This window comes from Aliihoeflea sp. (assembly GCF_052435475.1).
In the GTDB taxonomy this organism is placed as follows: Bacteria; Pseudomonadota; Alphaproteobacteria; order Rhizobiales; family Rhizobiaceae; genus Aliihoeflea.
In genome coordinates this window covers 117,314-137,101 of record NZ_JBQVMV010000009.1, presented here as the reverse complement: position 1 = coordinate 137,101, position 19,788 = coordinate 117,314, and the positions used below count along the sequence as shown (strand labels likewise).

Annotated in this window: 22 protein-coding genes; 11 read left to right on the top strand and 11 right to left on the bottom strand. The window is 65.0% G+C overall.

The window, feature by feature from the left end; translation table 11 throughout:
- Nucleotides 1-104: 104 nt before the first annotated feature.
- Complete coding sequence (locus ACT6QU_RS12310; protein WP_024588716.1) at nt 105-608, bottom strand: hypothetical protein; 504 nt, start codon at nt 606-608, stop codon at nt 105-107.
- A 109-nt stretch (nt 609-717) separates the two neighbouring features.
- Nucleotides 718-1,938, bottom strand: coding sequence for an alanine racemase (locus ACT6QU_RS12305; RefSeq protein WP_444564739.1), 1,221 nt, complete (start codon nt 1,936-1,938; stop codon nt 718-720).
- A gap of 151 nt (nt 1,939-2,089) precedes the next feature.
- Here ACT6QU_RS12305 and ACT6QU_RS12300 point away from each other — a divergent pair, with 151 nt between their 5' ends.
- Together ACT6QU_RS12300 and ACT6QU_RS12295 are read left to right on the top strand one after the other, a co-directional pair.
- Complete coding sequence (locus ACT6QU_RS12300) at nt 2,090-3,004, top strand: DMT family transporter (RefSeq protein WP_444564738.1); 915 nt, start codon at nt 2,090-2,092, stop codon at nt 3,002-3,004.
- Nucleotides 3,001-3,297, top strand: a complete 297-nt coding sequence (locus ACT6QU_RS12295) for a hypothetical protein (protein ID WP_444564737.1) — start codon at nt 3,001-3,003, stop codon at nt 3,295-3,297. The genes ACT6QU_RS12300 and ACT6QU_RS12295 overlap by 4 nt, the downstream gene beginning before the upstream one ends.
- Nucleotides 3,298-3,364: 67 nt before the next feature.
- Here ACT6QU_RS12295 and metF read toward each other — a convergent pair whose 3' ends face one another.
- Together metF and ACT6QU_RS12285 are read right to left on the bottom strand one after the other, a co-directional pair.
- Nucleotides 3,365-4,276 carry a methylenetetrahydrofolate reductase [NAD(P)H] gene (metF, locus tag ACT6QU_RS12290; RefSeq protein ID WP_444564736.1) on the bottom strand — a complete coding sequence of 304 codons (912 nt, stop codon included), beginning with the start codon at nt 4,274-4,276 and terminating at the stop codon, nt 3,365-3,367.
- Nucleotides 4,276-5,301, bottom strand: coding sequence for an ArsR/SmtB family transcription factor (locus tag ACT6QU_RS12285; RefSeq protein ID WP_444564735.1), 1,026 nt, complete (start codon nt 5,299-5,301; stop codon nt 4,276-4,278). The genes metF and ACT6QU_RS12285 overlap by 1 nt, the downstream gene beginning before the upstream one ends.
- Nucleotides 5,302-5,379: 78 nt before the next feature.
- On the opposite strand from ACT6QU_RS12285, the gene ACT6QU_RS12280 reads away from it, so the two are divergent.
- Both ACT6QU_RS12280 and ACT6QU_RS12275 read left to right on the top strand, forming a co-directional pair.
- The gene (locus tag ACT6QU_RS12280; RefSeq protein WP_444564734.1) at nt 5,380-5,886 is read left to right on the top strand and encodes an SAM-dependent methyltransferase; all 507 of its coding nucleotides are present in this window, start codon (nt 5,380-5,382) and stop codon (nt 5,884-5,886) included.
- Nucleotides 5,883-6,200 (top strand): DUF2293 domain-containing protein, encoded by a 318-nt coding sequence (locus tag ACT6QU_RS12275; RefSeq protein ID WP_444564733.1) that lies wholly within the window; start codon nt 5,883-5,885, stop codon nt 6,198-6,200. Before ACT6QU_RS12280 ends, ACT6QU_RS12275 begins: the two co-directional genes overlap by 4 nt.
- A 151-nt stretch (nt 6,201-6,351) precedes the next feature.
- Here ACT6QU_RS12275 and ACT6QU_RS12270 read toward each other — a convergent pair whose 3' ends face one another.
- From ACT6QU_RS12270 to ettA, 5 genes are all read right to left on the bottom strand, one after another.
- Nucleotides 6,352-6,966 (bottom strand): MOSC domain-containing protein, encoded by a 615-nt coding sequence (locus ACT6QU_RS12270; RefSeq protein WP_444564732.1) that lies wholly within the window; start codon nt 6,964-6,966, stop codon nt 6,352-6,354.
- A gap of 95 nt (nt 6,967-7,061) precedes the next feature.
- Nucleotides 7,062-8,183, bottom strand: coding sequence for a beta-ketoacyl-ACP synthase III (locus tag ACT6QU_RS12265; protein WP_444564731.1), 1,122 nt, complete (start codon nt 8,181-8,183; stop codon nt 7,062-7,064).
- A gap of 198 nt (nt 8,184-8,381) precedes the next feature.
- Nucleotides 8,382-8,765: a response regulator gene (locus tag ACT6QU_RS12260; RefSeq protein ID WP_444564730.1), complete on the bottom strand. Its 384-nt coding sequence runs from the start codon at nt 8,763-8,765 to the stop codon at nt 8,382-8,384.
- On the bottom strand, nt 8,755-10,224 hold the full coding sequence (locus ACT6QU_RS12255; RefSeq protein WP_444836724.1) for a sensor histidine kinase: 1,470 nt from the start codon (nt 10,222-10,224) through the stop codon (nt 8,755-8,757). The genes ACT6QU_RS12260 and ACT6QU_RS12255 overlap by 11 nt, the downstream gene beginning before the upstream one ends.
- 121 nt (nt 10,225-10,345) lie before the next feature.
- Nucleotides 10,346-11,995 carry an energy-dependent translational throttle protein EttA gene (gene ettA, locus ACT6QU_RS12250; protein WP_444564727.1) on the bottom strand — a complete coding sequence of 550 codons (1,650 nt, stop codon included), beginning with the start codon at nt 11,993-11,995 and terminating at the stop codon, nt 10,346-10,348.
- A gap of 349 nt (nt 11,996-12,344) precedes the next feature.
- Between ettA and ACT6QU_RS12245 the strand changes: the two genes are divergently transcribed.
- The 7 genes from ACT6QU_RS12245 (at nt 12,345) to ACT6QU_RS12215 (ending at nt 17,953) form a co-directional block, all read left to right on the top strand.
- Complete coding sequence (locus ACT6QU_RS12245; protein ID WP_444564726.1) at nt 12,345-13,604, top strand: Hsp70 family protein; 1,260 nt, start codon at nt 12,345-12,347, stop codon at nt 13,602-13,604.
- Nucleotides 13,605-13,659: 55 nt separating this feature from the next.
- A complete protein-coding gene (locus ACT6QU_RS12240) occupies nt 13,660-14,295 on the top strand; it encodes an AprI/Inh family metalloprotease inhibitor (protein WP_444564725.1) in 636 nt (211 codons plus the stop codon).
- 57 nt (nt 14,296-14,352) lie between these two features.
- Nucleotides 14,353-15,030, top strand: coding sequence for a spermidine synthase (locus ACT6QU_RS12235; protein WP_444564724.1), 678 nt, complete (start codon nt 14,353-14,355; stop codon nt 15,028-15,030).
- Between the two features lie 123 nt (nt 15,031-15,153).
- The gene (locus ACT6QU_RS12230; protein ID WP_444564723.1) at nt 15,154-16,368 is read left to right on the top strand and encodes an MFS transporter; all 1,215 of its coding nucleotides are present in this window, start codon (nt 15,154-15,156) and stop codon (nt 16,366-16,368) included.
- A gap of 120 nt (nt 16,369-16,488) precedes the next feature.
- Nucleotides 16,489-16,923: a curlin gene (locus ACT6QU_RS12225; RefSeq protein WP_444564722.1), complete on the top strand. Its 435-nt coding sequence runs from the start codon at nt 16,489-16,491 to the stop codon at nt 16,921-16,923.
- Between the two features lie 59 nt (nt 16,924-16,982).
- Nucleotides 16,983-17,378, top strand: a complete 396-nt coding sequence (gene csgH / locus ACT6QU_RS12220) for a curli-like amyloid fiber formation chaperone CsgH (protein ID WP_444564721.1) — start codon at nt 16,983-16,985, stop codon at nt 17,376-17,378.
- Between the two features lie 173 nt (nt 17,379-17,551).
- Entirely contained in the window at nt 17,552-17,953 is a 402-nt protein-coding gene (locus tag ACT6QU_RS12215) for a curlin (RefSeq protein ID WP_444564720.1), read from the top strand.
- Nucleotides 17,954-17,956: 3 nt separating this feature from the next.
- Here the strand turns inward: ACT6QU_RS12215 and ACT6QU_RS12210 are convergent, their stop codons facing one another.
- Both ACT6QU_RS12210 and ACT6QU_RS12205 read right to left on the bottom strand, forming a co-directional pair.
- A complete protein-coding gene (locus tag ACT6QU_RS12210; protein ID WP_444564719.1) occupies nt 17,957-18,733 on the bottom strand; it encodes an ABC transporter permease in 777 nt (258 codons plus the stop codon).
- A 211-nt stretch (nt 18,734-18,944) separates the two neighbouring features.
- Nucleotides 18,945-19,736 carry an ABC transporter ATP-binding protein gene (locus ACT6QU_RS12205; protein WP_444564718.1) on the bottom strand — a complete coding sequence of 264 codons (792 nt, stop codon included), beginning with the start codon at nt 19,734-19,736 and terminating at the stop codon, nt 18,945-18,947.
- Nucleotides 19,737-19,788 lie beyond the last annotated feature (52 nt).

The following is a 19,788-nucleotide window of genomic DNA, read 5'->3' as shown; positions in this document are numbered from 1 at the left end:
GGGGAGATTATTCTCGTCGCCGACACCGCTTGATCCCCCCCCTGGCGGGGGAGATGTCCGGCAGGACAGAGGGGGGCAACGTCGAGCGCCAAGCTTCAGGCAGATCAACTCCGCGTGCGCAACTCGCAGCGGCGCCAGAACTTAGCGCCTTCGCTGGCCGGCATGACGTTGAGCCCGCTCACCGGAAACCCGCCATTGCGATAGACCCAGTTGGCGATGTCGCTGGAATGTTCGGGGTCGTGGCGGCGGATGCGCTCCCATTTGCGGACATTGCCGGTGACCTGGGCGCGAAAGACGCTGGCCTTGTGGAAGCCGAACGTGGCGCGCTTGGTGATGCAGACCCGTTCACGCGCGACGTCGGCGAAGATCGCGCAGGCCGAAGCGCACTGGCCGTCGATCACCACCCGCTTGCCGCTGCGGCGAATCTCCTTGGCGGCGGCGAGGAACTTGCGAACGTCGCCCCCCGGATTGTCGCGGATGACGCAGGTATCGCCCCGGCAGGCGCCGAAGACGGATTCGTAGGCGGAACCGCGCGATTGCGCGTGAGAAATGGAACTTGTCGCCAGAAGAGCGACGAAAGTGGCCGCAATCGCCAGTGATAGCTGCATTCAAAGACCCCGAATTGGTCCAACATGTCCCTGCGGCATCATCACGACATGGAGAGCGCGTTTCTCCAATTAACTTTTATCTATTTGAACGAAATGTGATCGGCATCGCTCAATCGGCCATCGTTTCGAGGCTCGCGAAGCCTTCAGGAGCGCTGCCCTCGTCGAACGGCGTCGTCACTTCGACGAAGGTGTCGGGATAAAAGCCGTTGAAGCGCGTCCGCAGCGACAGCGAATAGGCGCCGATATGGCCGATCTCGATCCAGTCGCCAGTATCGACGGTCTCGGGCAGCCAGAACGGCCGCGACAATATGTCGACCGAATCGCAGGTCGCCCCGCACACCTTGAACGGCACGACGTTCTCCGCCTTGCCATTGCGCGAGCGGATCGCCGGGTCGGGAATGAACCGCGCCGGCAGCGTGATCTTGCCGGTCCACGAATCCGACAGCGAGGCCCAGATGCCGTCATTGATGTAGAGCCGCCGGCCCTTGCGCAGCAGAACCCGCACGATCAGCGAGAAGGCGCGCGCGACGATGACGCGGCCGGGTTCGGCGACGAGCGGCACGTCCGAAAATCCCCATTCGTCGATGTCGTTTCGCAGCCGCGACATCAATTGCCCGAGCGAGGGCATGACCGGCTTCTTGCGATTGGGGTCGTGGCCATATTCGGCCGGGAACCCGCCGCCGACATCGAGCCCGGCGATCGGGACGCCGCAGCGATTGCGAACCCAGTCGGCCGATGCCAACGCCCTTTCATAAGTATCCGGGTCCTCGATCTGGCTGCCGACATGGAAGCAGATGCCGACCTTGTAGCCTTGCCGGTGCAGGCGCTGCATCAGTTCCACGGCCGCCGCCGGCCCGGCGCCGAACTTCTTCGACAGCTCATAGGCGGCGCTGCCCTTGGTCTGAATACGCACGAAGACGGTGATCTGGCCGGGGTCGATGTCGAGCGCGCGCACGACGCGCGTCAGCTTGGTGATCTCGTCCTCATGGTCGAGCGAGATGACGCGGATGCCGTAGGTCTCGAGCGCCAGCCTTATGTCGGACTGCGCCTTGACCGGGTGCATGTAGAGCATCTCCGCATTCGGCGCGACGCCGCGCACGGCGGCGAACTCGGCCGGCGATGCCACGTCGAACGCTTCGACCCCGATCTCCGACAGCGCCTTCAGCACCATCGGCTCGCCATTGGTCTTGACCGCATAGGCGGTCTTGCCGGGGAACATGCCCATGAACTGGCGCGCGTCCTCCTTCAGAACGTCCGGCCGGAAGCAGTAGATCGGATCGTCGGGACGAAGGGCGAGCGCGGCCTCGCGCGCATTGGCGAATTTCTGCATGGGAACTCCTGCGAAGTGGCTTCGACCCTAACGCACGAAAGTGACGGTTAGAACCGACATGGCCGGCAAAGCGGTTGATAAGCTGGACCAAGCTTTTCGGGTGGCGGGCAAAGACGGCCGGGCGTAGGAGCGGTTCGAAAGGATTTCCGCAATGGCCACCGCCGCTCTTCCCGCCCCCGCCTACATGTCCGCGCGCGACTGGAGCATGCTCGTCCTGCTCGGCCTCTTGTGGGGCGGGTCGTTCTTCTTTGCGCGCGTCGCGGTGCTGGAAATCGACCCGCTGGTGCTGGTGCTCCTGCGCGTCGCGATCGCCGCGGCGGCGCTGCACGTCTATCTCGCCGCGCGCGGGCCGTCCTTTGCGGCAGCCCTGCCGATGGCGGGCGCCTTCTTCGGCCTTGCCATGCTGAACAACGTCATTCCCTTTTCGCTGATGTTTCTCGGCCAGACGGAACTTGGCGCCGGCCTCGCCTCCGTGCTCAACGCGACGACGCCGTTCTGGACCGTCATGCTCGCCAACGCCTTCACCGACGACGAGAAGCTGACGGGCCGCAAGCTCGCAGGGATCGGCCTCGGCATCGCGGGAACGGCGGTGATGATCGGGCCTGGCCTGTTCGCAGGTCTCGGCGGCCCGGTCTGGGCGAAATTCGCCCTCGTCGGCACCGCGATGTCCTATGGCTGCGCCGCGATCTTCGCGCGGAGGTTCCGCGCCCTGCCTCCGCCCATCGTCGCGACGGGACAGTTGACGGCATCGACCATCATCATGGTTCCGGTCATCATGTCGACGGGTGGCCTTGGCATGCTCGCCGACGCGTCGCCGCAAGCGTGGGCATCGGTCGTCGCCCTGGCGCTCGTCTCGACCGCGATCGCCTATATCCTGTTCTTTTCGCTGATCGCATCCGCCGGCGCGACCAACGCCTCGCTGGTGACCCTCATCGTGCCGGTCTTCGCCATCCTCCTCGGCGCGATGTTCCTCGCCGAACGTCTGGCGCTCTTCGAACTTGCGGGCATGGCGCTGATCGGCTCGGGCCTCGTCGTCATCGATGGGCGCCTGCTGCGGCGAAGGTGAACCGAAACGACACGATTTCGACGCAAGGGCGTCTCATTTATGAACAGGGCGTTAATCGCGGATTTTCCAACGAATTGAACGGCATCGCGGAGCCCGAAGGTCGTATTTTCTACAAGCGTGTCGCATTGCAGCAATATTTCCTCTTGCTTGAACACGGAACTCGCCTAGATTCCGTTCTCGCGAAGTCTGTAGAGGAGGCACCGCTTATGGGACTGGCCCGGCCTATCAACGCATTTATGATTTGTGCTGCGTTTGCGTTCATCGGCGCCTTGGTCATGGGGATCGTCGTCTAGGACGAACTCCTAAAAAGACCGATCAGACGAGAAGGAAAGGCCGGGTTCGCCCGGCCTTTCTGCATTTTCAGGCCGCGATGCTCGCCTCTTCCGCGCGCGGGCGGATACCGATCAGATGGCAGATCGCGAAGACGAGGTCGGCGCGGTTCATCGTGTAGAAGTGGAAATCGTCCACGCCGCGCTCGATCAGGTCGAGCACCTGCTCGGCCGCGACCGCCGAGGCGATCAGCGCATGGGTCTGCGGATCGTTCTCGAGGCCGGCGAACCGGTCGGCGAGCCAGGCGGGCACATGCGCGCCGCAGCGGCCGGCAAAGCCCGCGACCTGCGCGAAATTGTGGATCGGCAGGATGCCGGGAACGATCGGGATGTAGATGCCCGCCCGCCGCACGCGCTCGACATAGCGCTCATAGACGTCGTTATCGAAGAAGAACTGGGTGATGGCGCGGGTGGCGCCGGCATCGACCTTGCGCTTCAGGACGTCGATATCGGTGGCGAAATCGGCGCTTTCGGGGTGCTTTTCGGGATAGGCGGAAACGGAGACGTCGAACTCGCCGATGCGGCGAAGCGCGGCGACGAGCTCGGCGGTGGTCTGGTAGCCGTCCGGATGCGGACGGTATGCCGCGCCGACGCCCTCAGCCGGATCGCCGCGCAGCGCGACGAAGCGGCGCACGCCGAGCTCGGCGAATTCGCGGATCACCGCGTCGACCTCGTCTCGGCTGGCATCGACGCAGGTCAGATGCGCGGCCGGCGCAAGGGCGCTTTCCTTCGAGAGACGCGCCAGAGCGCGGGTCGTGCGCTCCTTGGTCGAACCGCCGGCGCCGTAGGTCACCGAGACGAAGTTCGGAGCAAGCGGCTCGAGCCGCGCGATCGTCTCCCACAGCCGCGCTTCCATGACATCGTTCTTCGGTGGGAAGAACTCGAAGGAAACGTCGATGCGGCTGCCGAGGTCGGAGCGGCGGGAAAACTGGATGTCCTTCATCAGACGAGCGCCTTTTGCGATGCGGATTGGAAGGGAGAGGCGATTTCGATGCGCGGATCGCGCGCGATCCAGATCCTGACGGTCAGGCGCTGGTCGCCACCGTCGCCATGCGGGACGGTTTCGCTGGCTTCGAGGTTGAGCACGGCTTCGCCGAGCCAGTCGGATATCTGGGCGTCCGAGATGCCGAGACGGACATGGGCATGGTCTTCGCGCAGGAAATCCAGCGCATGCGGCGCAAAATCGACGATCGCCAGCCGGCCGGCGGGGCGCAGAAGCCGCGCCGCCTCGCGCAAGGCAAGCGCCGGCTCTTCGAGATAGTGCAGCACCTGGTGCATGGCGATCAGGTCGAAACTGTCGCGCTCGACCGGCGGGGCGTAGAGATCGCCGAGGCGTACCTGCGCCTGGGTGATCCCGGCCTTGTCGAGATTGGCGCGTGCGACCGAGAGCATCTCGCGCGAAAGATCGACGCCGGTGGCGCGGCGGTAGAGCGGCGCGAAGAGCTCCAGCATGCGGCCGGTGCCGGTGCCGAGGTCGAGCATGGACTGGAACGGCTTCTTGCCGATGAGGCGCGACAGCGCGGCCTCGACGGCCTTGTCCGGCGCGTGGAGCGAACGCAGGCGATCCCATTCGGCCGCATTGGCGCTGAAATAGTCGCTCGCGCGCGCCTGCCGGCGCTGCTTGACGGCGTCGAGCCGCTCCTGGTCGCGCTCGATGGTCGGATCAGCGGCGTCGAGCCGGGCGATCATCGCGGAGAGAAAATCGCGCACCCAGTCGCTGTCCGACAGGCCGAAATAGGCCCACGAGCCTTCCTGGTAGCGCACGATCAGGTCGGATTCGAGCAGGAGCTTCAGATGGCGCGAGACGCGGGGCTGCGACTGGCCGAGGATTTCGGTGAGGTCCGACACCGTCAGATCGCCGCGCGAAAGCAGGACGAGGATGCGCATGCGGCTGGATTCAGCCGCAGCCTTCAAGCTATCAACGAGCGAGGCCAGATTGATGGCAGGCGTGGACGGGGAGGTAATCATCGACGGCTCCGACAAAGACATAAAGATATGTTTATGTATTTTTGACCACTTGGCAAGGGCACCGGGGAGGCTTTTTGCATGAGCGAGATGCGCGAGGGCGAGGAAGCCCTGCCCTTCGACCCCGCCAAACTGGCCGGCGACGGCCATATCGTCTTCATCGGGCGGATCGCTTCACTTTGGAACAACCGGGCGGAATGCCCGAAGAACATGGCCGCTGCCCGGCAGACGGGACTCCCGGCGCAGGCGGTCGTCGATGAAGACTACCGTCGTGGTCTTTTAGGTTTGGAGAGCGCGAGCCACGTCATCCTCCTGACCTGGCTCGCCGACGCGGGACGCAATCTCATCCGCCAGCGCCCGCGCCATCGACCGGAAGCCACCGGCACCTTCGCCCTGCGCTCGCCAGTACGGCCGAACCCGATCGGCGTCCATGTGGTGCGGCTGCTCGGCGTCGAAGCGGCGGAAGGCATCCTCGACCTCGAAGCGATCGACGTTATCCACGGCACGCCGCTTCTCGACATCAAGCCCTATTTCGCCTCGACCGATGCGGTGCCCAAGGCCGTGGTCGCGAAGAGGGACGGCGCATGAAGCCCTCGACGGGCCGCCAGAAGGCATTGGCGAAGGCGCTGACCGCGCTCATTCCGCTGGCGCCCTACTCCGATGCCGAGGCGATCCGCGAGGCCGCAGGCCAGCGCAAGCTGCGCGACCTGCCGCCCTCCATCGCCATCTGGATCGCCACCGTGACCCATGTCCGCCACGAGCACAGCGACTACGACGCGTTGCTCGACGAAGGCTACGACCGAGATTCGGCCCGCCATTTCGTCATCGACCAGATGAACGCGGTGCTGACGAATTGGCGGGCGACGCGGTTGGTGGAAGTGGATGAGGATGAAGGGGAGTAAGGGAGTAAGGGAGTAAGGGAGTAAGGGAGTAAGGGAGTAAGGGAGTAAGGGAGTAAGGGAGAGGATCGCGTCATATCGACGAAGGTCAAGCAGATTTCTTCACCTACTCCCCTACTCACCTATTACCCTACTCCCCTACTCCCCTATTCCCTCACCTATAAACCCACTGCTCCGGCACCCGCACCGACACCGCCTCGCCCGTCTCGATGACGCCCGGTTTCTCGATCCAGGCGACGAGGCCGCGCAGGCGGCGGCCGTGTTTCGGGAAGGCCAGTTCGCCGGCCTTGAGGTCCGCCATCTGCGCGCGTTCGGCGACAGAGCGGCCGGCAAGACGGCACGGGACGTTCTGGCCGTCGACCTTCAACGTCACGCCGCCCTTGAAAAACAGCATCGTGCCCGACGGCAGCATGGACAGGCGCGGGACGCCGTCGAGGACGAGATTGGCGCCGATCCATTCGGGCGCGATGCGCTCGATGCCCATGCCATTGGCGATGGAGGCAAGTTCGTCGCTGGCGACGATGGACAGTTGTCGCTCGTTGCGCATTTCGGTGCCGCGCGCATACCACGGCTCGCGCCCGCCGGAACGGCGCGTCTCGCCATAGTGGAAATCGCCGACCACTCCGCGAAAATCGAGCGCGAGACTGTCGACGCGCTGCGTGACGAAATCCTGCCCCGGAGCCTTCAGGACCGCCGAGACCGTTCCGAGAAGCTTTCGTGCGGGATGGATTTCGGGTTCGTCGTCGCGGCACTCGAACAATTCGGCCATGCTGTCTGTCTCCGGCTGGAAAACGGCTAGGTGGCTGAGATCGTCCGTGAAATCCAGTGAATTGCAGCGATGACCGCATTCACGGCCGTGATGCGTCACATCATGCGAAGCAGCACGCCGCCGATCGAATAGCCCGCACCGAAGGCGCACAAAAGGCCGAAATCGCCCGGCTCCATGTCGCGGTGGTTCTGTTCGAGCGCGATGATCGCGCCCGCGGCGGCCGTATTGCCGAGATCCTCCAGCACCATCGGCGCGCGATCGTGGCCGACATCGTGGCCAAAGGAGAGCTTCAGGATCATCGCGTTCATGCGCGCATTGGCCTGATGCAGCCAGAAGCGGCGGATGTCCTGTGGCACGTGGCCGTGCTCCTTCAGGAAGTCGACGATGAACCGATGGCCGGCGACGGTCACTTCCTTGAAGACCTTGTTGCCGACCTGCTTGATCATGTTGCCTTCCATCGGGACGGCGGAAGGATCTTCGAGCCCGGCCCGATTGAGGAAGCCGAAATTGGTGCGGATATTGTTGGAGAACTGCGTCCAGCTTCGCGTGTCGACGATCTCGAAACGGCCGCGACGCTCCTCCGGCCCGTCGACGCCTTCGAGCAGCATCGCGGTCGAGGCGTCGCCGAAGATGAAATGGGTCTGCCGGTCGCGGAAATTCAAATGGCCGGTGATGATCTCGGGCGTGACGACGAGAACGCGCCGCTGCGCGCCCGTGCGGACGAGGTTGAACGCGACGTGGAGGCCGGCAGCGGCAGACGAACAGCCAAGGCTCATGTCGAAGGCCGCGCCCGACGTTCCCAGTTCCTTCTGGATTTCGATCGCCTGCGCAGGATAGGGCCGCTGCTGGTGCGAGGCAGCGCAGATCACCATGTCGATCTCGGCCGGGTCGATGCCGGCGTCGGCGATCGCCTTGCGGCCCGCCTTCGCGCCGAACTCGGCCATCACGGACAGCGAATCGTCGTGGCGCTCGGCGATGCGCGGCGTCATTCGGTGCGGGTCGAGAATGCCGTCGCGCGTGTGGACGTGACGGTTCTTGACGCCCGAGGCATAGACGATGAACTCGCTGTCGGATTTGGCCAGCGGCGCCTCGCCGCGCGCCGCGCGTCTCGGGTTTTCCAGGTCGACCCAGGCGTTGAAGCTTTCGACCAGTTCGTCGTTGCTGATGGACTCGGCCGGAATCTCGGTTCCGATGCCGCTGATGATGACGCGTTTCATGCTCGCTCGTTTGCCGGTACTAGGGCCACAGCACATGGCCAGACTAAGCCGCACGCCTCTTCCCCCGCCGGCCGATCATGCAAGGTCGCGCAAGCAACCTTTATGCCCGATTAAGGCAAACAGGATTTTGGTCAAAGCGTATCGAACAATCGCAGATGCGACAGCAAAACGCGACTTTCTCCACAGATTGCGAAGTCTTCAGCTTCGCCTGACGGCTTTCACGAGGCTGCCGGAGACGTCATCCATCGTGTAGGGCTTTTGCAGGATCGTGTTGCCGTGCCAGGCTTCGGGCAGGCCGGCCTGTCCGTAGCCGGTGGCGAAGATGATCGGAATGCCCTTGGTCGCCAGTTCCTCGGCCACCGGAAAGACCAGTTCCCCGGCGACGTTGACGTCGAGGATCGCGACATCGGCCTGAAGCGCGTCGGCGAGCATTTCGCGCGCCCTGGCGACCCGCATTGCCGGGCCGACGATGATGCAGCCGAGATCGATCAGCATGTCCTCCAGATTGAGCGCGACGAGAGCTTCGTCCTCGACGACGAAGACGCTCAACCCCTGCAATTCGCTCGAAAGGTCAGTCGACATGCTTGATCCTGCCATAGGATGAGTAAGGAATAGTCAACATGCAGGCAAAGCCGTGCGGTTCGTAGCGCGTCTCGAAGGCGCCGTTGAGTTCGCCGCGCATGACGAGGCTCATCATCCGCGAACCAAAGCCGCTGCGCGAGGGCGCGGTGACGACAGGACCGCCGCTTTCGATCCAGTCGACCCGCAATTCCCCATCAGTCTCGTCGACTCGCCAGGAGAGATCGAGCCGCCCCTCCTCGCCGCTCAACGCGCCGTATTTTGCCGCGTTGGTCGACAGTTCGTGCAGCACCATGGCGACAGCGATGGTCGCCTTCGGGTTGAGCACCACGGCAGGTCCGGACGCCGCGATGCGCGTGCCGTCATAATGACTGAGTTCGTGACAGACGAGCGACGCCATCTGGGTCGAATCCCACGCCGTCTGGGACAGTAGATTATGGGCTTTCGACAGCGCCACGAGCCGGCCTTCGAAATCCTTGCGCGCTGTTGCAAGGTCGGGAGCCGCGCGCAGCGTCTGCGCGGCAATCGATTGCACGGTGGCCAGCGTGTTCTTCACCCGGTGGTTCAGTTCATCGAGAAGAAGCCTTTGATGCTTCAGCGTCTTTACCGCCTCGGTGCGATCCATTCCCTGGACGAAGACGCCGGTGATCTCGCCATCGAGATTGCGCACCGCATCGTAGGAAAAATCGAGGTAGCGCTCCTGCAATTCTCCCGCCGATGACTGGAGCAGCACGCGGGTTCCCTCGCCGCCCCGCGTCTCGCCGGTCGAATAGACGTGGTCGAGCATCTCCATGAAGCCCTGACCGGCCACCTCGGGCAGCGCCTCTGAGACCGCCTTGCCGATGACCTGCCTGCCGCCGATCAGCCGCGTGTAGGAATCGTTGGCGAACGTAAAGACATGGTCCGCCCCCACCAGCACGGCGATGAAGCCAGGAGCCTGCTCGAACATGCGACGGAACTCGGCGCTTTCTGCCAGAAGGCTGCGATGCGCACTTTCCGCCTCGCGCGCACGTTCCACGAGCTGCGTCTCGGGCGAATAGCTGCGGTAGGGCAGCGAGGCAGCTTCGCGCAGACGCACCACGTCGGTCACGTCGACGGTGTTCTGCAGGAGATAGGCGATCGTCCCGTCATCATCCGTCAGGGGGATGTGAACCGCGGTCCAGTAGCGCTTTTCCATGCCGCCGCCTTGCGAGGCAGGGCGCGGAATATCGTACGGGATATAGGCGATCGTGTCGGTCTCGCCGGTCGCGAAGACACGTTCGAAGGAGGCACGCAGCGCATGTCCGCTCTCGCCCTCATTGGGAAAGACGTCGAAGAGCGACAGGCCTTCGACCTCCTCCAGCGAGCGCATCACGGCCCTTTCGTAGGCCGGATTGACAGCGACATAGCGATACTGCCTGTCGATGATCATGTAAGGGCTGGTGAGCCGGTGGAAGAGTTGCTTGAAATCGATGTTCGGCATGTTTTCTGAACGACGCTCTGCGCCGCCAGCCCCTGACCCTCATTAAGCCCGGAAACTCTTCTGCCGCCAAAAGGTTCCGGCCGCCATAACAATTGTTGGCGGCCGGAACGCAATCGTGAGCTCAGCGCGTCAGTCGCTTGTAGGTCATGCGATGCGGGTTGAGGGCATCCGGTCCGAGCCGTCGCACCTTGTCCTTCTCGTATTCCTCGAAATTGCCTTCGAACCACTCCACATGGCTGTCGCCTTCGAAGGCCAGGATGTGCGTGGCGAGCCGATCGAGGAACATGCGATCGTGGCTGATGACCACGGCGCAGCCGGCGAAGTTTTCCAGCGCGTCCTCGAGCGCGGCCAGCGTCTCGGTGTCGAGATCGTTGGTCGGTTCGTCGAGCAGCAGGACGTTGCCGCCGGTCTTCAGCATCTTGGCCAGATGCACGCGATTGCGCTGGCCGCCCGACAGATTGCCGACCTTCTGCTGCTGGTCGCCGCCGCGGAAATTGAACGACGAGCAATAGGCGCGTGTGTTGGCCTCGTGCTTGCCGAGCTTCACCACCTCGGCGCCGCCGGAAATCTCTTCCCAGACGGTCTTGGTGGGGTCCAGCGCGTCGCGGCTCTGGTCGACATAGCCGAGCTTCACCGTCTCGCCGACGCGGATCGTGCCGTCATCGGGCGTTTCCTGACCGGTGATCATCTTGAACAGCGTCGTCTTGCCGGCGCCGTTCGGGCCGATGATGCCGACGATGCCGCCCGGCGGCAGGCGGAATTCGAGCCCCTCGATCAGGAGCTTGTCGCCGAACCCCTTGCTGAGCTTGTCGACCTCGATGACGACATTGCCCAAGCGCTCGCCATGCGGGATGACGATCTGCGTGTCGGACGGACGGCGGCTATCGGCTGCCTCGAGGAGGTTTTCGAACGCCTGGATACGCGCCTTCGACTTGGTCTGGCGCGCCTTGGGGCTCGACTGAATCCATTCGCGCTCGCGGCTGATCGCACGCTGGCGCGCATCGTCCTCGCGGCCCTCCTGCTTCATGCGCTTGGCCTTGGCTTCCAGATAGGCGGTGTAGTTGCCTTCGTAGGGAATGCCCTTGCCGCGGTCGAGCTCGAGAATCCAGCCGGTGACGTTGTCGAGGAAGTAGCGATCGTGGGTGATCAGCATGACGGCGCCCTTATAGGCGCGCAGATGCTTTTCGAGCCATGCGGTCGTCTCGGCGTCGAGATGGTTGGTCGGCTCGTCGAGGAGGAGAAGGTCGGGCTCGGACAGGAGCAGCTTGCACAGCGCCACGCGGCGGCGCTCGCCGCCGGACAGATTGGTGACGTTGGCCTCCTTGGGCGGGCAGCCCAAAGCCTCCATCGCCATCTCGACCTGCTGTTCGAGATCCCACAGGTTGAGGCGATCCATGTCATCCTGGAGCTTGGCCGCCTCGTCGGCCGTCTCGTCGGAATATTCCATCATCAGCTCGTTGTAGCGATTGATGATAGCCGTCTTCTTGGCAACGCCATCCATGACGTTCTCGAAGACCGTCTTGGAATTGTCGAGTTCCGGCTCCTGCGCGAGGTAGCCGACGGTGGCGCCCTCGGCGAGCCAGGCTTCGCCCGACCAGTCCTTGTCGAGCCCGGCCATGATCTTGAGCACGGTCGACTTGCCGGCGCCGTTCGGGCCCAGAATGCCGATCTTGGCATCGGGGTAGAACGACAGATGGAGGTTTTCGAGCACCTTCTTGGCGCCATAGGCCTTGGTCAGGCCGGACATGTGATAGATAAACTGGCGTGCCATGGCGCGCTTCGAACTCCGTTCTTCGGGGTCGGGGGAATTTCGTTGCGCCGTATGTAGGTGAAACACGCGCCGGGAGCAATGCGGGCGATGGCCTGCCCGCAGTTTCAGATGCCCGCCTAATTCACTCGGGCTTGTAGATGCCTTCGTCCAGCGCCCAGATCGACATGCGCTTCACCCGCCTGCGGCTGGTAGCGCGATGCGCAGATTGGGCTTTGCGGTCTCGCTCCCGCGTTCATCGCCCCACCCGCCCTTTCCATCCGCACCATGATCGGTTAGAGGGAGCGCCCTTCCCACACCCGCCCGGATCGCGCGTCTTGCGCCGGGGCGGCGCATTTCATGATGAGACCCCATGTCCACCACCGCCTGCGGCATCGATTTCGGCACCACCAACTCGACCGTGGGCCTGTGCAAGCGCGGGGCAGAGCCGCGGCTGATCCCGCTCGAGGGCCATCACCTGACGATCCCGTCGGCCCTGTTCTTCAGCCTGGAGGACGGCGGCACCTATTTCGGCCGCGCGGCTGTACTCGAGTACATGGACGGTGCGGAAGGCCGCTTTATGCGGGCGCTGAAGTCGATCCTCGGCACCTCGCTGATGAAGGAGACGACGCAGGTCGGGCGCAATCGCATGACCTTCGAGGGACTGATCGGTCGTTATCTGCGCCATCTGCGCGAGGGGATCGAAGGACAGGAAGGCGGCGTGCCGGAAGCCGTCGTGCTCGGCCGTCCCGTCCGCTTTATCGACGAGGACGACGCGGCGGATGCGCAGGCGCAGGACCAACTCGAGGCGGCGGCGCGCGCCGAAGGCTTTGCGCATATCGAATTCCAGTTCGAGCCGGTCGCCGCCGCGCTCCACTACGAGCGGCTGATCAATGGCGAGGAACTGGCGCTGGTGGTCGACATCGGCGGCGGCACGTCGGATTTTTCCGTGCTGCGCCTGTCCCCCGAGCGCGCCCGCGATCTCGACCGGTCAAGCGACATATTGAGCACGGCGGGCGTCCATGTCGGCGGCACGGATTTCGACCGGCACCTGAACATCGCCAAGGCGATGCCGCATTTCGGGCTGGGCTCCGGCACCAAGGACGGCAAGCGCCAGTTGCCGGTCTGGTACTTCAAAGACATGGCGACCTGGCACCGCATCAACACGCTCTACACGCCGAAGAACGCGCGCGACGTACAGGCGCTGACGCGCGAGGCAGCGGAGCCGGAAAAGCTCGATCGCTATGCGCATCTCCTCAAGCACCGCTCCGGCCATCGGCTGGCGGCGGAGGTGGAAAAGGCCAAGATCGCGCTGACCGAGGAAGACGCGACACGCATCGCGCTCACCGAATCCGGCCTCAGCCTCGACATCGCGGTGAGCCGCGCCGAATTCGACGAGGCGACGGCCGAGCTCGTCTCGCACATCAGCGCGTCGATCGAGGACGCGCTGGCGAAGGCCGGTGTCGGTGCCGGAGACATTTCCACCGTCATCCTGACCGGCGGCGGCGCGCTGGTGCCGGCCGTGCGCGCAGCGGCGGAGAGCCGCCTGCCCGGCGCGCGCTTCACCGCCGCCGACCAGTTTGGCGCCGTCGGCCTAGGGCTTGCGATCGACGCCGCGCGCCGGTTCGGCTGACGATCAAACTCTCGCCACGGTCGTCGCGCAGGGGAAGTGGATGCGGGGACACGAAGTGAATCGACCATCCATCACCCTTTGCGCGCTGGTCGCCACGGCCGTGCTGGCATCCGCCTGCCAGTCCGGCGACGTCGCGGGCGCGGGCACCGACATGGCTGCCGCGCCGGTCTTCATCGGCCCGATGCAATGCACCACGCGCCTGCCCTCCGGTCCCCCGCCAAAACCGGAGCGGCTGTCCGCCTTCGGCACGGCGACGGCATGGAATGTCGGCAAGAATGTCGGCCGCGGTGCGATCACGAGTGCGGGCACCATGGTCGCCGGACCTGTCGGCGGCGCGGTGGCGGGCACGGTCGCGGCGCGTGCGCTGCCGTCCGAATTCGACATCCGCGGCACATGGCAGGCGACCGACGGCGCGCCCGATTGCGGCTGCACGCTGACGATCCAGACGCAATCGAGCTGGACCGGCGCCAACCCCGAGCGCGGCACCGCGCAGTCCTCCGGCTGCCGCAACTCGGCGCTCGCCAACGCCAATGACTGGCGGCTCGACGAGACGATGACCGGTCTCGAGGCCGAGTTCCTGCTCTATGCCATGAACGGCAACCGCATCGCGGTCCTGAAGCGCGACGGGCCCGACTACTATTCCGGCCAACTCGCCAACGGCACGCCGGTCACGCTCTGGCGCCAACGATAATTTCTGGACCATCGCACCCCGAGGACGTAGAGCGGGCGACCAGATGCGAGGCCTGACATGATCCCTTGGGTGGAACTCGATTCCGCGGAAGCACCGGGCGGGAAAGAACGCTTGCGCTTGAAGCAGCGCGGCACCGAATTCTCCATCATGCTCGGCGCCAACGAACTCATGAACAGCCGCCTCTCCGGCTCTGAGGAGGCGTTGGCGACGCTGACGCAGGAGCGTCTCGCCGATGTCGCGCGGCCGTCGATCCTGATCGGCGGGCTCGGCATGGGCTTTACCCTGCGCGCCGCGCTCGCGGTTTCTCCAAAGGATGCCCGGATCGACGTGGTCGAACTCGTTCCGTCCGTCGTGCGCTGGGCGCGCGGTCCGATGGCCGAACTCCATGCCGGCAGCCTCGACGACCCGCGCGTGACCATCGTCGAGAGCGACGTCGCGAAAATCATCGCCAGGGCAAATGCCGCGTATGATGCAATCCTGCTCGACGTCGACAACGGCCCCAAAGGACTGACCGTCGAGGCCAACGACGCGCTGTATTCCCATCGGGGCCTCGCCGCAGCACGCGCGGCGCTGAAGCCAAACGGCATCCTCGCCGTCTGGTCGCAGGGGCCGGATGCTCGCTTTGCCGCGCGGCTGCGCCAGTCCGGCTTCGAGGTCGAGGAAATGCGCGTGCGCGCCAGCCGCTCCAAGCGCGGCGCACGCCACATCATCTGGCTGGCGAAAACGCCGGCCTGACCCCTCATTTCTGCATGGTGCGCCTGCGTCTTGGCGCATTGTCGCCGCACGCCCCGGCCTTTAGCCTTTGTGCGTGCGTCGGGAGGAGCCGCACCCCGCATTTCTTTTCAGGTGAACGCTCCCATGCACGACGCTTCCGCGACCATCGCCGCGCCCGCCGACATTCCCGCCGGCAAACTGGTCGCCACCAACGTTCCGATGACGATCCTCGCGCTCGCCATGGGCGGCTTTGCCATCGGCACGACCGAATTCGCCGCGATGAGCCTCCTGCCCTATTTCGCCGCCGGGCTTGGCGTCTCCGAACCGATGGCCGCGCACGCGATCAGCGCCTATGCGCTCGGCGTCGTCGTCGGCGCGCCGATCATCGCGGTCCTTTCGGCGCGGCTGTCGCGCAAGTTCCTGCTGATCGCGCTGATGGCGGTGTTCGGCATCGCCAACTGCCTCAGCGCGATCTCGCCCTCCTATGGCTGGCTGATCGGCTTCCGCTTCCTGAGCGGCCTGCCGCACGGCGCCTATTTCGGCGTCGCGGCCCTTCTGGCCGCCTCGCTCGTGCCGCGAACCAAGCGGGCGCAGGCCGTCTCGTCCATCATGCTCGGCCTGACGGTCGCCATGATCTTCGGCGTCGCGCTCGCGACCTTCATAGGGCAGCACGCCGGCTGGCGCTGGGGCTTCGCGTTGCCGGGCCTTCTGGCGCTCGCGACGATGGCGATGATCGCCACCTTCGCGCCCACTGACCGCGGCGATGCCGCGGCGAGCCCGATGCGCGAACTTTCCGCCCTGAAGAACAAGCAGGTCTGGCTGACGCTCGCCACAGGTGCGGTGGGTTTCGGAGGCTTCTTCGCGGTCTATTCCTTCACCGCCTCGACGCTGCTCGACGTCACTCGCGTCGACGCCTGGGTGGTGCCTGTCGTCATCGCCATCTACGGCGTCGGCATGACGCTCGGCACCATTGCCGCAGGGCGTGCCGCCGACCGCAATTCGATGGCGACGCCGGTCTGGTTCATGCTGGCGAGCGCGGTATCGCTGACACTCTTTCCGTTCGCCGCCGGCAATGTCTGGACGATTAGCGCGGTGATCCTGCTGATCGGCTTCTTCGGCAGTCTCGGTGCGGTCCTTCAAACGCGACTGATGGACGTGGCGCAGGAGGCGCAGACGCTCGCCGCAGCGCTCAATCACAGCGCCTTCAACGCCGCCAACGCGCTCGGGCCGCTTCTTGCCGGCATCGTCATCACCATGGGCTACGGCTTCCCGTCGGCTGGCTTCGTGGGAACGGTGCTCGCACTGCTCGGCCTCGGCATCTGGCTCTACGCCTGGCACGATGCGCGGCGCGCGGGGTGATCGGCCGCTGAACGGCTGGTGAACGCACGCTTCAGCCTGCGTTCGGGTCCCATGGACGAATATCCAAACGTCCAAACGAAGTCCCGCCGGGACCGGACCCGAACAACAGGAGCCCTCGCCATGAACGCCAAGCTTGTCCTCGTCGCCGCCCTTGCAGCCCTGATGGGCGCCTCGTCCATGCCTGCTTCCGCCAACTCCATCTGGATCGACCAGTACGGCGCCCGCAACGAGGCCGGCGGTTCCCAGCAGGGCGCGCGCAACAACACCGGCATCTATCAGGAAGGCCGCCGCAACAGCGCCGCCGGCTACCAGAACGGCTGGCGCAACACCGTCGCGATCGGCCAGAATGGCTGGCGCAACCGCACCGTCGTCGAGCAGCGCGGCAATCGCAATTCTGGCGGCGTCGGTCAGTTCGGCTCGGGCCATAACGCCGTCGTCATCCAGGACGGGCGCGGCAACATCTCGGCAGGCGTCCAGGTCGGCCGCAACTGCGACGCCTCGACCCAGCAGACCGGCTCCGGCAACGTCGCGGCCTTCGTCCAGACCTGCCGCTGATCGCACGAGGGGCGGCCCGACCGGCCGCCCCCGTCTTCCCGAAAAGAAAGGCAACTGCGATGACCCTCAATGCAAGATCCGGCCTTTCCCGCACGGCCGCTCCACTCGCCGTCCTCGGCTCCGCCGTTCTCATGGCCTGCACGGTGGGTGCAACGGGCGCCAGCCAGCCTGCCGCGACAACTTCCTCGCCGGTTTGCGAGATCGTCACCAAAAGCGCGGGCGGCATGACCATCATCGAGGGTGTTGTGACGAGCCCGAGCGCGCTGACCGGCTCCTACACACTGCGCGTCAGCGGCAGCGGCACCAACATCCGCCAGGGCGGTGAATTCGCGGCAGTGGCCGGCGAGAAGACCGTGCTCGGCCAGGTCTCGCTTGGCGGCAATGCGCGGGCCTACGAGATCGACCTGAAAGTGGAAGTCGGCGGCAGGACCATTCCCTGCAACACCCGCGCCTGACCCCCTTTCGGCACCATTTCGACTGCGCGCCCCGGTCCTGCCGGGGCGCTTTCGTTCGTACGGGCGGCAGCGATGAACGGCCTGTGAATGGGTCATTCGCGGTCGGTTCAGCCGACGCGCATCATGATCGCGTCAGCATCAAGCCTCGCTTCGCACACCGAAGGAAAACCAGCATGACCCGTTTCGCCGCCGCTGCCCTCGCCCTTGCCATCGCCCTGCCGGTCACAGCGGTTCCAGCGTCCGCGAACGGCCAGTTCTCGATCCACGTCGCTCCCACCAACCGCGACGAAGACCGGGCGATGCGCACGGGCCTCGCGCTCTACCAGATGTACCGCGACGTTCGCGGCGGCGCGTCGATCATCCAGAAGGGCCGCGACAACTCGGCCGGCGTGGCGCAGAACGGGCGCGGCAATCTCGGCGTCGTCAGCCAGCGCGGCAGCGGCCACAACGGCACGATCACCCAGACCGGCAACGACAACCGCTACGGCCTGTTTCAGTTCGGGCGCGGCACCAGCGGCCAGGTCGTTCAGAACGGCAATGGCCGCACCGGCGCCACCTTCCAGTGGGGCTGGTAAGCCTCAGGCCTGCGCGAGTTGGCTGCGGTGCGCCCAACCGGTCATCCGCATCTCGATCCACGCCATGACGGCGTACATCGCGATGCCCTCGACGGCGAGCATTATGAGGCCCGCCCAGACGAGCGGCACGTTGAACTGCGACTGGGCGGCGAGCATCATGTGCCCAAGGCCCGAATTCGCCGCCACGGTCTCGGCGATCACCGAGCCGACGAAGGCGAGCGTGATCGCGATCTTCAGGGAGCCGAAGAAATAAGGCATCGAGCGCGGGATGCCGACCTTCAGCATGATGTCCATCTTCTTGGCGCCCAGCGCGCGCAGCACGTCCTCCATCTCCGGCTCGATGGTTGCAAGGCCGGTCGCGACGTTGACCACGATCGGGAAGAACGCGATCAGGAACGCCGTCAACACGGCCGGGACCGTGCCGATGCCGAACCAGATGACGAGGATCGGCACCACCGCGACCTTGGGGATGGCGTTGAAGCCGATCATCAAGGGGTAGAGCCCGGCATAGATGAAGCGCGACCAGCCGATGGCGATGCCGAGCCCGAGGCCGAACACCACGGCGAGAATGAAGCCGACGGTGGTCGTGTAAAGCGTCTGCAGCGAGTTTTTCCAGATCGCCGGCCAGAACTGGACGATGGCTTCCAATATGCGCGTCGGCGCCGGCAGGATGAACTGCGGGATCGCGAAGGCGCGCACGACAAGTTCCCAGACGATGAAAAGGCCGGCGGTGTAGAGCCAGGGGGCAAGCTTGATCCAGTTGATCTTCGAGGTGCTCATGCCGCGTTCCTCGGCTTGCATGCGAGAGAGGTCTGCGCGCGGGAACCCCCACCCTGTATCCCTCCCCACAAGGGGGAGGGAGGCGTCATCGCCGAGACACCCATTTCAGCGTGGCTCCACGCAGCAAGCGATTCGCGAGGCTGACGAACTCCCTCCCCCTTGTGGGGAGGGATAAAGGGTGGGGGTACGTCGTAGAGCGAAAACCCCACCATCACGCCGCCTTCCGCGCATCGGCAATATTGCCGCGCAACTCATGAACGACGTCGTTGAAATCCGCCTGGTAAAGCAACTCCAACTCACGCGGGCGGGCGAACGGCACCGTCCGTTCCTTGGTGATCCGCCCCGGCCTTGCGCTCATGACGAAGATGCGGTCCGCCAGGAACACCGCCTCGCGCAGATCATGCGTGACGAGCACGATCGTGACGCCCTGCGCGGCGTGGAGGTCGCGGATGACGCACCACAATTCCTCGCGCGTAAATGAATCTAGTGCGCCGAACGGCTCGTCGAGCATCAACAGGTCCGGCTCGTGGATCAGCGCGCGGCAAAGGTTTGCGCGCTGCTGCATGCCGCCTGAGAGCTGCCAGGGAAATTTCTCGCCGAAGCCCTTGAGACCGACAGTCTCCAGAAGCTTTTCGGCCTTCGCGACATATTCGGCCTTGTGCTTGCGCAGGCGCTTGCGGTGCCGGTCGACGACTTCGAGCGGCAGGAGGATGTTGTCGAGCGTGGTTCGCCACGGCAGCATGGTCGGATTCTGGAACGCCATGCCGACGATCGACACCGGCTTCGTCACCCGTTCGCCGGCGACCGTGACCTGACCCGCCTGCGGGATGTAGAGGCCGGTGACGAGCTTCATCAGCGTGGACTTGCCGCAGCCCGACGGCCCGACGACCGCCGCGAACTCGCCCTTGGCGATGTCGAGCGTCAGCCCCTCGACGGCGAGCAGGCCCTCTGCACCGCCATAGCGCATGTCGACGTCGTTGATGGTGACGAGTGGTTGGGTCATGGAATCAAACCAAATTGACGAACGTATTTGCCCTGTCGCGCCCCCCTCTGGG